This window comes from Vibrio genomosp. F10 str. 9ZD137 (assembly GCF_049974785.1).
Taxonomy (GTDB): Bacteria; Pseudomonadota; Gammaproteobacteria; order Enterobacterales; family Vibrionaceae; genus Vibrio.
Genome location: NZ_JBNGCJ010000384.1, coordinates 1 through 14,775, shown reverse-complemented (window position 1 = coordinate 14,775; position 14,775 = coordinate 1). Strand labels below are relative to the sequence as shown.

Below are 14,775 nucleotides of genomic sequence, written 5' to 3'. Positions count from 1 at the left end.
GTCCTCCTTCACCGACTTGGCGTTCAAGACCCGCTGGATCTTGCTGAGTAAACACAGTTACCCCAGCTCGATTCGCTGCGTCCATGACATCGCGATCATCTGCTAACGGACGACCGAGGGTGATATTGTCACGAATTGAACCATAAAATAGATTACTGTCTTGGGGGACACAGCCGATATTTCTACGAATATCAATGTGATGAAGCTGCTTAATATCCGTATCATCAATACGTACACTGCCTTCAATAGGCTGGTACAGGCCCATAATTAGGCGCTCTAGTGTGGTTTTACCTGAACCTATTCTACCTATAATGGCGACTTTTTCGCCAGGATTTATGGTTAAGCTAAGTTCACGAATCGAAGCAATAGGAGAATCTGGGTAGTTGAATGTGACTCGGTCAAGTTCAATCTTTCCTTGGACGATGGGTCTGTGAATATATCGCTTGCCTTCTTCTTGCTCATCGGGCATCCCCATCACTTGTTCGATGATAGACATGGACGATTTAGCCTGGTTATAACGAGTAGAGAGCAGTGAAAGCTGGACCATAGGGCCAATTGCTCGTCCACTTAGCATCGTCGCAGCAATCAGGCCACCCATGGTTAACTCGCCTTCAGCAATCAGATAAACACCAAGGATGATCATGCCAACGTTTGAAGCCTGTTGAACAAAACCTGCCGTGTTTTGAATACCGTCTGTAATACGTCGGCTTTTGATGTTCCAGTTCGCCATATGCGCAACCGCCTCTTCCCAACGATACTGAAACTGACTTTGAGCGCCAAACAGCTTGAGGGTTTCTAGGCCAGCGAGGCTTTCTATGAGGTTGGCGTATTTCTGAGATGCTAGTCTAGACCCTTCTTCAATCGCACGTCGCAGTGGTCCTTGAATTAAAAGGGAGTAAATAACTAGGATCAAAACTCCGGCAATCGGCACATAGACGAGATCGCCAGCCATCAACCAAATTAAGGCAAGAAAGAGCAATGAAAACGGCAGATCGATTAATGAAGATATCGTCGCTGAGGTGAAAAATTCCCTAATCGATTCGAACTCTTGCAAGTGTCGAGCAAAAGCGCCAACGGAAGGCGGCTTGGATTCCATTCTAATGCCAAGGACTTTACTAAACAGCTTCGAGGAAATGAGAATATCGGACTTTTTCCCCGCAACATCAATAAAGTAACTTCGTAACAGTTTTAGTGATAAATCAAATAAGAAAATGATGAAGATGCCGCTGGCTAACACCCACAGAGTTTCAAAAGCCAAGTTTGGCACAACTTTATCGTAAACTAAGCGAGTAAACATGGGTGCGGCAATGGCGAAAATATTGATCAGTATGGATGCAATAAAAACATCGCGGTAGATTTTTTTCGACTGCCAGATAGTCCCCCAAAACCAATGTCCATCGCGAGTTTTCAGTATTTCAGGCGATCGTTCATCGTAACGAAACTGTTTTTTAACTAGGAAATATCGTCCGGTAAACTGGGGTTCTAAATCTGCCAGCGAGATCGAGATTGGAACAAGCCCGGATTCACCTGTGACTATTTCCGCCTCTTCTTTTTCTAGATTGATGCTATTAAGCACACATGCGTCGCCATCTTTGAGTAGAAGGACGACGGGTAAAATCAGAGTTGGGATGTCTTTTAATTGAGCCTGATTTTCTTTTGCAACCAAACCTGCGCGTTCAGCTGAACGCGGGAATAAAAAGGGCGTTAATTTACCTTCTGACAATGGTAAGCCATTGATCAATGCTTCTGGTGAATTTGCTAATCCATAATAGCGGCTCACATAAATGAGCGAATTAAGTAGCGGATCCTGCATTCAGTTAAACCTTCATGTTATTTGTCGACAATAAAGCCTTGGAAAACTTCAATAAAGTGCTCAGACAAAAAGTCGAGCTGCATTTGTGTTTCTACACGAGATGCAATGGTTTTGATGCCAAGGTTGTGCGCTGTCCGTGAGATCGACGTTAAAGTGAACTTCTGTTTCTCATCATCTAAATGGTGAGTGAATAGGTAGTCCAGTTTTACATAAGCAGGTCTGAATTCGTTGATATAGTCGAGAGATTGGAAGTTCCTTCCGTAATTATCTACCCCAAATTCTGCACCAGCATTACGAACTGCATTACAAAACAGTGCGGTATGATGAGGTGAGGTGTTAAAGCATGTTTCTGGAATCTCAAAATGAAGCTTGTCGGTGATCGAGGTATGTTTCGACAGTTTTTGACCAATCCAACGTATGAAACTTGGTTGGGAAATGCTGCTTTGGGATATGTTGATTGCGACAGGATCAACAAACTCGTTTGCCTCTAGCTTATCGATCATCGAATTAATGACGAATTCATCAAAAATATGGCTGGCGTTCAATTGCTCTAATGCGAACAGGTATTGGTTTGCACTAAAGCGCTCCCCATCTTTTTCGATCGAAGAAAAGACTTCGCGGTGATAGGTTTGCCCCCAACTATTGTTGGCAGCTTGGAAGCGAAACTGTATAAGATTGTTGTGAATGGCTTCTTCGACTAGTGCTTTCCATTGTTGCTTACCCATGATGTTCTGAGTATTTGTACTGGATACATAACCATATCTTATTTCTGGGCTGGACTTAGCCGTCGCTAGTGCGTTATCAAGCAGGGTTAAAATCTCGGTTGAGGATTTTGAATCTTTAGTATGAACCACGCCCAAAGATAGGTTCAGAGCCGCAGTTCCTGTCGGGTCGGAATTAATGTCTTGAACATAGCTAAGCAAACTCTCTGCAACGATTTTTAGCTCACTGTCATCGATGTTAGGGAATATAAATCCGAATTCCTCAGTCGAAATTCTAGCAATGGTTAGGTTAGGGTATGAGATGGAAATTTTAAGATGATCAGCCAACTGCTGGACCATACCATCACCGGATTCATAGCCTTTTTCATCGTACAACTCTTTGATAAATCCAGCTTCTAAAATAGCGACGCCACCGTTTGAATTTTCACTCAGCCAAGCATTGAGCTGGTTCATATAGTAAGCGCGGTTTCCGAGCTTAGATACTGGGTCAATATAAGCTCGCTCACGAAGCTGCTGCGCTTCTTTTGCCTGCGCGCGAAACGCTTTTTCAACTTGTTCAGACATGCTGTTAATGCCGTCGACAACGTAGATTAAGTCTTTAGTTGCAGGCCTAGGAAGTGGCTCACCAAATTGATTTTTGGCAACCTGTTCCATTTTTTCAACGATAAGTTGCAGCGGTCGAAGAGCCCGTTTCAGGATAAAAGCAATCGAAAGCAATCCGAGTACGAAAATCATGGAGAAAGCAATAGCGAGGCGTTGGAGAGCGTTCCAGAGTTGAACATATGCGCCCCCAGGGTGACTGACAATTTCGACTTCAGCCAGTTGCATCCAACCACTGGTCACCACACGTCGATCGTGAATGCGCTCAAACAGCCCAAGGTTGGTAAACCAATCTGGAACATTGTTCGGTTTTATCGGATAAGAGCGCAGGATCTCTTCGCCTGTATCTAAGAATATCAATCGGACAATGGCGTAACTACTGCCATCGAAAAGGGCATTAATGACCGATTCAACCGCAACGATATCCTTATCTTGTAGGTAAGGTGCGAGTGCTAATCCGACCGTGTTGATGGTGTTATTGACTTCCGAACGTTGCTGCTGCTCGAGGTTATCTCGTGTGGTATTGAACTCGATAATGAATACCGATGCCATCAGCATTACAAAAACTGCAATCATACCAGCGACAAGCTGTTTATATAGTGTCATGTTGCTTACTCATCGTAACTAACAATAGGTTTGTTAAGTTTTAGTGATCGTTCTCTTGCTCTTAGGTCATTCCATAAGCTCAAGCGCGAGGACTCCCCAGCCAGTTGGCCCTTTTTCGATTTCATCAGCCATAAATTTTTACCATTAAAACTGTAAATAGGCAGTAGATCGGTTCTTTTTGAGGCTGGTTTAATTTGTCCGTTAATGTTGTCTAAAATAATCGGTTCCGCACTCGGTGTAGAGTAGTAAGCTAGAACCATATGGAATTGATTGAGTTCTATCGCTTTAACATAAACCAAACGAAGTTTTTTATCTGGAACACCAAGTTCGAGCAAAGAAAAATATTTAGCAATGGTGAAGTCTTCACAGTCACCAGCATTGGCGCCCAAAAATTCAAGGGGTGTAGCCCAGTAGTCTTTCTTTCCCCAGAGGTTGATATCATTCACAAAGTTAAGTTGGTTAAAAAAACGGTTAACTTCTGTCAATTGATCTCGTTCAGGCAACCCATGAAATACTGCCATTTTTTTGCGCCACGTATCGACTCGTTTTCCTGCTCTATCACCATAGGTATTATGGACTGCATCGACCCATTGTTGCTCTTGAGTGTTCAGAGCCACCGAGTTAGATGCAGTAAATAGTACCAGTAGTAATATCAGCCAATAATTGTGCATGAAAGAATTACATCCCGAGTCGCAAGTACGTGGTCATATACCATCCCATTGGTCGTTGAATTCGCTCTATAGCTCGCAGTTTTAGTGCTGGTTAAAGCCATCGAAGTTATCGTTTTTATTCTTTTAGCGCGTTCTGCTGAGCACTTAAGATTGGTTTTAGAAGATAGTTCATCACCGTTCTTTTTCCGGTAATAATATCAACCGAGGCTGTCATACCAGGGATGATGGGTAGAGTATCATCTGTACCTAATCCCTTTTGATTTGTGCGAATACGTACTAAATAGAAACTTTTTCCTTCCTCGTCTTGCGTTGTATCCGCGCTGATATGTTCCAGCGAGCCCTCTAGGCCACCGTACTTGGTAAAGTCGTATGCACTGAATTTTACAATAGCGGTCAAGTCAGGGCGCAAAAATGCAATGTCTTGTGGCGCAATTTGTGCCTCGACTAAGAGTGTATCTTCTGTGGGTACGATCTCGACGATATCCATACCTGGTTGAATAACCCCGCCCACGGTATTGACGTAGAGTGTTTTCACAGTTCCGGTCACTGGCGAAACCACAACCGTCCGGTTCACACGATCTTCTAGCCCTATTTTGGATTCCGTCATAGAAGAGAGCCTGTCTTGCGCTTCATTAAGTTTCTCTTGTTGCTCAGAACGAAAATCTTGGGCCGCATTAATGCGACTGAGCATGGACTCCCTGATCGCCGAACGCAGTATCGGCACTTTCAATTCGCTTGATGTGAGCTCTCGCTGAGTGTCGTTCACTTGCCTTTGAAGTTTCAATAGTTCAATGCGTGGCACCACGCCTTCTTCAGCTAGAGGGCGAGTAATCTCGAGCTCTTTATTGGCGAAATCGTAGCTTTGTCGGAGGTTTTTTATGCGGGCTTGGGTCTCTACGAGATCTTGAAGTTTCTGTGAGACTTGCTGATCAATGACTGAGATTTGGTTTCTTAAATTATTGAGATCCTGCCGGTACTCGGCTTTTTGCCGTGCAACTAACTCAGGTTTGGATTCGGCGAGTGCAGGGGGGAAGACAAGTTGCCCGTAATTGATCGTGACGTTGGTCTGCCAGTTGTCGAGATTAAACTCGTCTTTTACCACTACGCTAGAAATAGACGCTGCAAGTTGAAACACGCTGGCTGTTAAGTTGGATACCTGTTGCTCACGCTCGCGAAAATCAGACCGAAAGCGAGTGTCGTCAATGAGTAGTAGCTGCTGTCCTTTTTCAACAAAATCCCCTTCTTGAACGAGAATTTGTTTCACTAAACCCCCTTCAAGGTTTTGAATGACCTGAACTTGTGACGAAGGAACGACTTTCCCTTGACCGACAGTCACTTTGTCTATTTCAGCCCAAGATGCCCAGGCAATAGCGACAATAAAAAAGAGAATCATGACCCATAACATTACACGAGCGCTACTCGGGGTATTGAGCAAAAGCGCTGCAGTTTTGTCATCAACATAATCTAATTCTGTAGGAGAGAGCTTTTCGTAACTGCTTTTGCTCACGGTACTTCCTTACCATAGCTATTATTTAATTGATTTTATTACTAATTGACTCAAATGTTAAGGTTTTGCTAATCATTATTAATGATATCTATTTTATTTAGGTCATGTTTAGCATTGGCTTTGTGGCTTATCATTCAGTTTAGCTTCATTTTTGAACTTTGTGTGTGACAACATACTTGAGTTCTAAGGTCTATCAGAGCACAATCGAGTAAAATGATTAGGAGCTACTATGGAACTTTCAGACATTCGCAGAGAGTACGCAAAAGACGGATTGAGAAGACGTGATCTCAATGCGGATCCGGTTGACCAGTTTAATGGCTGGTTGCAACAAGCTATTGATGCCAATTTGACCGATCCAACAGCGATGACGGTTGCCACTGTGGATGAGCATGGACAGCCTTTTCAGCGTATTGTGTTACTCAAAAATGCAGACAAAGACGGGTTTGTTTTTTATACCAATTTGGGAAGCCGAAAAGCGCAGCAGATCGGCGTTAACAGTAAGATTAGCTTACATTTTCCTTGGCATTCAATGGAGCGTCAGGTCCATATTACCGGGACGGCAGAAAAGCTCACTGCTTTGGAGAATATGAAGTATTTCACTTCTCGTCCGAAAGACAGTCAAATAGCCGCTATTGCGAGTAAGCAGAGCAGCCGTATCTCTGCTCGTGGTGTGCTGGAAGGCAAGTTTTTAGAGCTAAAAAAGAAGTTTGAGAAGGGTGAAATCCCGGTTCCAAGCTTCTGGGGTGGGTACCGCATCAAACCCGAAACCATCGAGTTTTGGCAAGGTGGTGAGAGCCGACTTCATGATCGTTTCTTATTTTCTCAGCATGAAGGCAAGTGGACTATTGATAGGCTTGCACCCTAGAGTGAGGGGCTTTGTATTTACAATGATACTGCCATTTCAGTGATATGCCATTTAAGGGCTTGTTGATATTTTGAGCGGATTTATCTCGAACGAAATTGAACCTCGAAAGTTCAACACGCCCTAGTCATGGCATGAAACATCATACAAATATACCTGCCACTCAAAGCCTTACCATCTAGCACTTCCAAGGTTTTTGTATTCAAATGATATAGGACAATTCTTGTCTGTCCTCGGTCTTTTGGCAGTGTGCGATAAATTGATTTCTACCGCGACTCTTTGCTTTATAGAGTGCGTTATCGGCGAGTTTCACCAGCTTATTAATAGGCATTAAACGAGCGCCTTCTTGCCAATAACCGCCAATAGAGACCGTCACCCTATGTTGTATATCACTGTCTTTTACTTCAAGCGAATGGATGATATTGACGATGTTATTGCCCATTTTATCGAATTCGTTTTTAGAAAGTTCGGGTAAAACGATAAGAAATTCTTCACCACCAAATCGGCCGATTAGGCCGCCGCTTCCAATATGTGTATCTAGTTGTTGTGCGACTTCTTTGAGGACTTTATCTCCAGTTTCATGCCCAAAGTTGTCGTTAAATTTTTTGAAGTGATCGATATCAATAAGCATGACACCGAGTGCTCCTTCGCTCGCTTTCACCTGTTCATAAGTTTGAGATAAATTGGTTTCAATGAAGCGTCTGTTCCCAATTTCAGTCAGAGGATCAACATAAGCGTGCTTGTGTAGGAGCGTCTTTATTTGCTGGTTTTGTGCTCGATGGTAATAACCAAGTGCAGCACTGACGACAATGGAAGTTAATAGCCAAAATGTCTTGGCGACTTGTTTGCTTTCTGAGTAATGGATCTCTTGGTCTATATCGATGAACCAGTGCATTTTTAAGTACATAAGTAACACTAATGAAATTAAGCTAATGCTAACAGCGAGCACTACTTTCCAGTTAGCAAACAGGCAGGTAAAGACTGGAATAACGGGAATGAGATAATTGAACTGGCTAAATAGCCCCCCTGAAATCCATAGGAGTGGAACTAAACAAATCCCCGTTACGGTAAGAACTAACGTTGCTGCATGTTGAGTCACTCGCTTCGTTTTTATTAACCAATACGAACTGAATGCAATAAGAAAATTGAAACACCCAATCAGAGTAAATAGGTAGTGCTGCTCGTTAAACAAAGGTCTAAGAGTCGTTCCTGCCAAGACCATGATGGCAAGAGATAGACAGGCAACTTCGCATATTTTGTTATCCAATTCTTCATTTTTCATTGATTGAGTTCTCTAACTGATATTCCCTGAACGTTGCGATGCTAAATGATAAAGAAATGTTACGTGCGTGTATATTTCTCTTGTATTACGCCAATACGATGGATGCAGTGCTTTATTGACAATTAACATGAATAATATGAGTGGGTTGCGGACATGGAGCTAGGGGAGCATTGAAAATAGGGCCCTTGAATGAGCGTGTGACTTTTGATTTTTACAACGCACATCTCAAAACTGAGGCAGTCATACAGTCTATCCGACCTATTGACAAAAGAAATCACTGATTGAAAATGCGGGATGCTCACCGCGCTACGTTCAGTATCTGGATGAAAATAACACAAACGCCACGAACCGGAGGGTCAGTGGCGTCATGGTTATACTGAGCAGTTTTACTCTAATGACACATTAGGTATTCAGTTGATGTCACGAATAATCCTAAAGCCCACATAATTTGAGGCGGAAGAAGGGGCCACAAAGAGTCGTTCGTGAGATGAAGCCATAGCTGGGGAAAAACTCCAAGCCCCACCTTTTGACATGCCACGGCGATCCCCTGTCCATTCCCATACGTTTCCTACCATGTCGTAAAGCCCCATGCTATTGGGTTTAAACGCACTGACGGGCGATGTGCTGGTATTTGACCAAGGCGTGCCACTCCAACCGGTATTCGCTTCACCAGGTTTAAACTTGTCACCCCACCAGTAGTTAGTTTGTGCGCCCGCTCTTGCCGCGATTTCCCATTCTTCTTCTGTGGGCAGTCGATAGCGATATCCTGTTTGCTCGCTAAGCCAGCGAGTATAGGCGTTCGCGTCGTTTTGACTGACACAAACAACGGGTGAGTTTGCGTACTGTTTAAAGCCAGGGTTTCGCCAATAACTATCAGGGATCGGAGTGATTTCTGAACTTGTGATGGTTGTGCATACTTTGGTTAACTCAGCGTCGGTCTGATAGTTGGTGCTTTCAATAAAGCGTGTAAACTGATTAACAGTCGTCGGAGTCGCCCCAATTGCGAAAGCATGATCAAGGTGATATTGCTTTGAACCATGTTCTCCGATTAGGTAGGTTCCAGGTACAAAGGTGACGAGGTTTGGTGCAACACCTTCATTTGCTAGCGCATCTGCAAATACATGACCGGCTTTAAGCTCATTTTGATTTTCGTGCAACACCGCTCGAAGTTGATGATCAGAGCTAATTTTCAACTCTTGATTAAAAGAGCTATACCCTTCTTTTGCAACGCTTACCATGTGCGAACCGACGGGTAACATGATTTCTACGGGCGTACTACCATATTTGACCCCATTAACCACGACACGGTCATTATGTTGATTGGAACGCACAATGAGCGTCACCCAGGCCGTTTCTTTTTGTTTAACGGTACTTTCACTGTATTGGCCTGGCGCAAAACAGAACTTAGCGTCAAGGTTAAGCAGTGTACATGCTGTGACTTCGGTTGGTCTTGCATCTAGCTCAACGTCCATGATCGTACGGTAGCGCTTGCCATCATAGAAACCCGATTCAATCGTACTGTGTTTCAGCACATGAATATTCAAAGAGACTTTATCTAAATTTTGCTTGATCAGTGTCTCTTCACTGGTTTTGCTGACAAGGACAGTTCGAAATTGATTAACAGATTTTTGAAGTGCGAGATCCACGGTTTGCTTATCACATTGTTCAATGGTCATTGTCGCCGAACAAACATTGGTAAAGCTAACATTTTGAGTGCCAGATTGTCGCAACTCGGACTTCAAACGATCCGCACGAGCGCGTAATTTAGAGTGGTCTAGGTGAGTAATGTCCTCTTCAAGTTTAGCCACAATCGCTTTCTTTTGAGTGAGAATGGATTGCTGTTCTTGTAGAGCTTGTTCTGCATTGAGACGTAAAATTTGATTCTGTTTTACACTGGCCCAGGCATTTTGGTATTTTTCTTGCGAAGAAGTAAGGTCGAGTTCGGGTTCGTCAATCATGCGGTTATAATCGCGTTCCAGATTAGACTTAGCTTTGGCTAAAGAACGGTCCAGTTTTTTCGCTTGCTTGTTGGTATCACTCAATTGCTGTTCATGGGTCTCAACGACTTGCTGTTGGGTGTCTGAGTCTTTCTGAGCGTTTGATAACTCGGTGTGCTTGGTAAAGAGTGCGTCATCGATTGCAAGGACCGATGTTGGTACATCTTCTGCAATGGTTGAGGTTGCAACTAAACCAGGAGCAAGTGCTAGCAAGAGAGCGGGTAAACCTCGTCGCATTGTTTTCCTACTTCATCAAATTAAAAATTAACGGTTATATTTTGAACGAAAACGCCACTTTTGCTCATTACATCCTGTCGAGGCAATGAGAAAATGGCGTCATGTCATAACGATCACAAAAAAACGAAAGCAAGAACGAATACGCGCTTGCTTTCATTTCCTAAATTTTAGCTCTCTTTGCTTGGGAGTAGCTTCACCCAAACCGTGTCACTACCGTTGATAGTGATCACGCGGTTATACGTCTCGAATCCATTTTTAGAAACGCTCACTTGGTGACGACCATTGGGCAACACAACTTCAACAGGCGTGCTGCCATAATTTACCCCGTTAATGACAACGGAGTCATTATATTGGTCGGAACGCACGGTCACGTTTGCCCATTTTTTATCATCTTTCTTGTTTGTCGTAGCAGTCGAATCACTGGTTAGGCAGTAACGGCTTGAGACATTAAGAAGCTTACAGGCCGCAACGGCTTCTGGCTTGGCTTGAAGTTGCGCTTGTAATTGAGTGAAGTATTCGTTGTTTCCTTCGAAACCACTGCGAACCACTTGGCTTTCCTGGATATGAATATTGAGCTGAACACCTTTCAGATTCTGTTTAGCAATGACCGACTCTGTAAGGTTATCAAGCAGCTGAGACCTAAAGGCTTTAACGGCCTTTTGTTTGGTTAAGTGACTGCCTTGGTTGGCACACTCACCCAGTGTCATCGTAGTCGAGCAGGTCGTCTTGTAGCTGGTTTCAAGAACATCGCTTTCTCGAAGCTCCGATTGAATACGCTTAACGCGAGCATCTACGCGCAATTCTCTTAAGTTAGAAAACTCTGTGTTAAGACGAGCTTGCTTCTGTTTTACTTGAGAAAGGCGCATTTCGACTTCTGTCATCGCCTGATCATTTTCCAGTGTATCAGATTGATTTTTCTTAACCGCTGCCCAAGTTTCCTGATATTTCTTTTGGAATGAAATTAGGTCAGTCTCAGGGTCGTCAAGAAGGCGACTATACTGCTTATCTAACGCAGATTTAGCTCGATTGCGTTTCGCATTGAGATCTTTTGCATCGCGCGTTAGACGAGCTTGCTCGTTCTTAAGCTGCTGAAGTTTACCCGCTTCATCTTCATAATCTGAAGCAATGGTATCGAGTTCATTTTGCTTAATGTTGATTTTTTCATCGATAGCGGCAACCGGGTCTATCTGGTTGGCTTCTTCCGCATTCACCGATACAGATACCCAAAAAGGGCTTAGCGCAAGCAAGAGCGCTGGGATTCGACGTTTGATCATAGGTCCCTGCAACAAATTAACGTGTTAACCCACTTATCAGTGGAAAAGACAAACTTTTGACGACTTATTTGGTCGTCTCATAATAAAAATTTTGTTTCTATCAGCACGGAAAATTTATCAATAACAAGTTGATATAATAGTGTGTTCGATAAATTTTTATCAGTACCTGTCCATTTTGGTCTTTATCTTAAAATATGCAAGCCTATAATTTGATGCAGCATCCATCTATTTCGATTGAATCGACATTAACCGTAATTAATGTGCACTTGATCATTGTTCCATTTATGCGATCGCTCAAATTTTAACCATGGGGTTTGGGTGGGCACTCAGGGGTATGAGTGTGGTTTTATATCCGTTTTAATCGATCGGCGCCATTATATAATCGATGAATTTTGCGATAGTATGTGCAAATACATCAGGGTAGATTAGCAAAAATGAAAGAGATGAATGAAATCATGACGCCTATTTTTGGAAAAAGAGCCAATCTTTTGTCGCCTAAGCCTGCGGAATTGATCACTTTACCTTCTTATATGGACTGCCATGAACATCAATACACGCAAATTGTCATCGGTTTAAAAGGCAAAGCAGAGTTTGAAGTTGCAGGCAAAGGTAATTTGGTTGGTCCTGGGCAAGGTTGCGTTGTGACATCAGGAAGCGATCATGCTTTTGGTGGTGTTGTCGGAAACTCAGAAATATTGGTTCTCAATATGCCCAAGCCCAAAAATGATGACCCATTGCTGCTTCAAAAGCTGAATCAACTCTCTTGCTGCAATACGTATTTTCAATTAGACGATCAGATACAAAAATTGATTCAGATGCTGACGAACGAAATGCAGCTGCACCCTGATGATCTGTTATTAAGTCGTGCCTGCAACGATACGGTGGTTGCGCTTTTACAGAGGCACATTTCGACGTTTCAACACTCAAAAAAAGAGTCACGTTTCTCTTTAGACACGATAGATCGATACATAGAGCAGCACCTTAGTCGCAAAATATCGGTCGCTCAGCTCGCTGGATGTGTGTTTCTAGCGGAAAGTCAGTTTCATTACTTATTTAAAGAGCAGATGGGGATTACACCACATCAATATGTCTTAGGTAAACGCATCGACAGAGCTAAATCATTGATTGAAAAAGGCCACTATTCGTTGGGTCAAGTGGCTGAGTTAACGGGTTTCTCTGGGCAAAGTACTTTCGCTCATGCCTTTTCTAGGCTGCAGGGTATGTCTCCTCGCCAATACAAAAATGTACTTAATGTTAAATAAAATTGTTTATGCAGTATCATCCATTAGTTAATTCGGTGTGATTTTGTTTATATTCTGTTAAATAACGTAGAATACAGCAAATCATTCGGAGTTTTTGACAAGTAATCATCGTCGGCTCAAAATACACTCCCTGCCATGGTAGGAAACCTAAAGATTCTCTTTAGGTGTCAAATTGAGGAAAACCATGTTTACAGCGACCGATGTGTTGAAAGCAGAGTTTATGGATCAGCCACTGGATACCCTGTGGGCGCAGATCTCTCCCCTATATATGGTTGATGAGTCACAATGGCTTGAGCAGCTCATTCCTTTAGCAACCTCTTCAAACAATGAAAAACAAATAATTGAAGAGAAAACAACGCATTTAATTGAGGCGATTCGAGCGGACAAAAAATCCATTCAAATGATCGATGCTCTGCTATTGGAGTACAGTCTAGATACCCATGAAGGTATTTTACTTATGTGCTTGGCTGAGGCATTGATGCGAATTCCTGACAGCGCGACGGCCGATGCATTGATTAAAGATAAGCTGATCATTGCTGATTGGAAGTCTCATTTGAAAAATTCGGATTCAGTTTTCGTTAATGCCTCAACATGGGGATTGATGCTGACGGGTAAAGTGATAGGCCTATCAGAAAAAGAGTCGAACAGCCCAACTCAGGCGATGAATCGATTAGTCAACAAATTGTCCGAGCCTGTGATTCGTCAAGCGATGAACCAAGCAATGAAGATAATGGGGCATCAATTTGTGCTTGGTCGCAGTATCGAGCAAGCACAAAAGAATGGGCGTCCACTCGTCGATAAAGGCTACAGCTATTCTTTTGATATGTTGGGTGAAGCAGCATTAACAACCGCCGATGCTAACAAGTACTTTAAAAGTTATCTAATGGCTATTGAAGCTGTCGGACGTCAAATCCAAGGGCAAACCAGCGGCTCGCCGTCGTCAGTCTCGATTAAGCTTTCGGCACTGCATCCTAGGTACGAAGTGGCCAATTCGCAGCGCGTTCTCAATGAACTGTACGACACAGTGATGCAATTACTGGATAGAGCCGTTGAATTGGATGTCGCTATTACCATTGATGCAGAAGAAGCGGACCGTTTGGAATTGTCACTGCATCTGTTTAAAAAGCTGTATCGAAGCGAAAGAGTAAAAGGGTGGGGTAAGTTAGGCCTTGTCGTGCAAGCGTATCAAAAAAGAGCGCTTCCTGTGCTTGTCTGGTTAACCAAACTGGCCAAAGATCAAGGCGACCAAATCCCTCTCCGTTTAGTTAAAGGTGCCTATTGGGATACTGAGATTAAGTTATCTCAACAAGGTGGGTATGCTAATTACCCGGTGTACACTCGGAAAGAAGCCACCGATGTCGCCTACCTTGCTTGTGCTCGATTCTTATTGAGTGAGGGTGTTCAAGGACATATCTTCCCACAATTTGCCAGCCACAATGCGCAAACTGTTACCGCAATATCGGTAATGGCGACCCACGATCAATTCGAGTACCAACGTTTGCATGGTATGGGAGATGCTTTGCACGAGCATGCAAAAGCAACCTTCAAGCAGCCTGTTCGCATTTATGCTCCGGTTGGAAGCCATAAAGATCTTTTGCCTTATCTTGTTCGTCGTTTATTGGAAAACGGCGCGAACAGTTCATTTGTTCATCGATTGGTCGATGCGCGCTGTCCAATTGGTAGCTTGACTCAGCATCCCGTTGATATGCTGTTGGCTTTTGATTCTCTTAACAACCAAAGCATTCCTTTACCTGCACAGGTTTTTTCAGAGCGGAAAAACTCGTCTGGCGTCAATATTGATATCGAAAGCGAAGCGAAGGTTTTCGACAACCAAGTGTCGAGCTTCCTTGATAAACAGTGGTCAGCGGGGCCGATGATTGATGGCATTCAGATCGACGCCGAGCAGGAAGCTGAATCATTAGAGAGATCGGAAGAGCGGGTC

At 43.4% G+C, this 14,775-nt stretch carries 10 protein-coding genes; 3 read left to right on the top strand and 7 right to left on the bottom strand.

Annotated elements, in window-relative coordinates; translation table 11 throughout:
- The 4 genes from ACP45E_RS08655 to ACP45E_RS08640 form a co-directional block, all read right to left on the bottom strand.
- The coding region (locus ACP45E_RS08655; protein WP_069584895.1) for a type I secretion system permease/ATPase at window positions 1-1,813 on the bottom strand (1,813 nt) is incomplete at its 3' end.
- Between the two features lie 17 nt (window positions 1,814-1,830).
- Complete coding sequence (locus tag ACP45E_RS08650; protein WP_017037782.1) at window positions 1,831-3,741, bottom strand: bifunctional diguanylate cyclase/phosphodiesterase; 1,911 nt, start codon at window positions 3,739-3,741, stop codon at window positions 1,831-1,833.
- Window positions 3,742-3,746: 5 nt separating this feature from the next.
- Entirely contained in the window at window positions 3,747-4,412 is a 666-nt protein-coding gene (locus ACP45E_RS08645) for a transglutaminase-like cysteine peptidase (RefSeq protein ID WP_017036742.1), read from the bottom strand.
- A 115-nt stretch (window positions 4,413-4,527) separates the two neighbouring features.
- Entirely contained in the window at window positions 4,528-5,919 is a 1,392-nt protein-coding gene (locus ACP45E_RS08640) for an HlyD family type I secretion periplasmic adaptor subunit (RefSeq protein WP_017037780.1), read from the bottom strand.
- 229 nt (window positions 5,920-6,148) lie between these two features.
- On the opposite strand from ACP45E_RS08640, the gene pdxH reads away from it, so the two are divergent.
- Window positions 6,149-6,784 carry a pyridoxamine 5'-phosphate oxidase gene (gene pdxH, locus ACP45E_RS08635; protein WP_017036744.1) on the top strand — a complete coding sequence of 212 codons (636 nt, stop codon included), beginning with the start codon at window positions 6,149-6,151 and terminating at the stop codon, window positions 6,782-6,784.
- Between the two features lie 199 nt (window positions 6,785-6,983).
- Here the strand turns inward: pdxH and ACP45E_RS08630 are convergent, their stop codons facing one another.
- The 3 genes from ACP45E_RS08630 to ACP45E_RS08620 form a co-directional block, all read right to left on the bottom strand.
- Window positions 6,984-8,063 carry a GGDEF domain-containing protein gene (locus tag ACP45E_RS08630; RefSeq protein ID WP_017037779.1) on the bottom strand — a complete coding sequence of 360 codons (1,080 nt, stop codon included), beginning with the start codon at window positions 8,061-8,063 and terminating at the stop codon, window positions 6,984-6,986.
- A 410-nt stretch (window positions 8,064-8,473) separates the two neighbouring features.
- A complete protein-coding gene (locus ACP45E_RS08625) occupies window positions 8,474-10,297 on the bottom strand; it encodes an SUMF1/EgtB/PvdO family nonheme iron enzyme (RefSeq protein ID WP_017037778.1) in 1,824 nt (607 codons plus the stop codon).
- A 167-nt stretch (window positions 10,298-10,464) separates the two neighbouring features.
- Window positions 10,465-11,571 (bottom strand): PEGA domain-containing protein, encoded by a 1,107-nt coding sequence (locus ACP45E_RS08620; protein ID WP_017036747.1) that lies wholly within the window; start codon window positions 11,569-11,571, stop codon window positions 10,465-10,467.
- A 443-nt stretch (window positions 11,572-12,014) separates the two neighbouring features.
- On the opposite strand from ACP45E_RS08620, the gene ACP45E_RS08615 reads away from it, so the two are divergent.
- Window positions 12,015-12,833: a helix-turn-helix domain-containing protein gene (locus tag ACP45E_RS08615; protein ID WP_017037777.1), complete on the top strand. Its 819-nt coding sequence runs from the start codon at window positions 12,015-12,017 to the stop codon at window positions 12,831-12,833.
- Between the two features lie 184 nt (window positions 12,834-13,017).
- Window positions 13,018-14,775, top strand: a 1,758-nt coding sequence (putA, locus tag ACP45E_RS08610) for a bifunctional proline dehydrogenase/L-glutamate gamma-semialdehyde dehydrogenase PutA (protein WP_141707262.1), incomplete at its 3' end; no start/stop codon positions are given.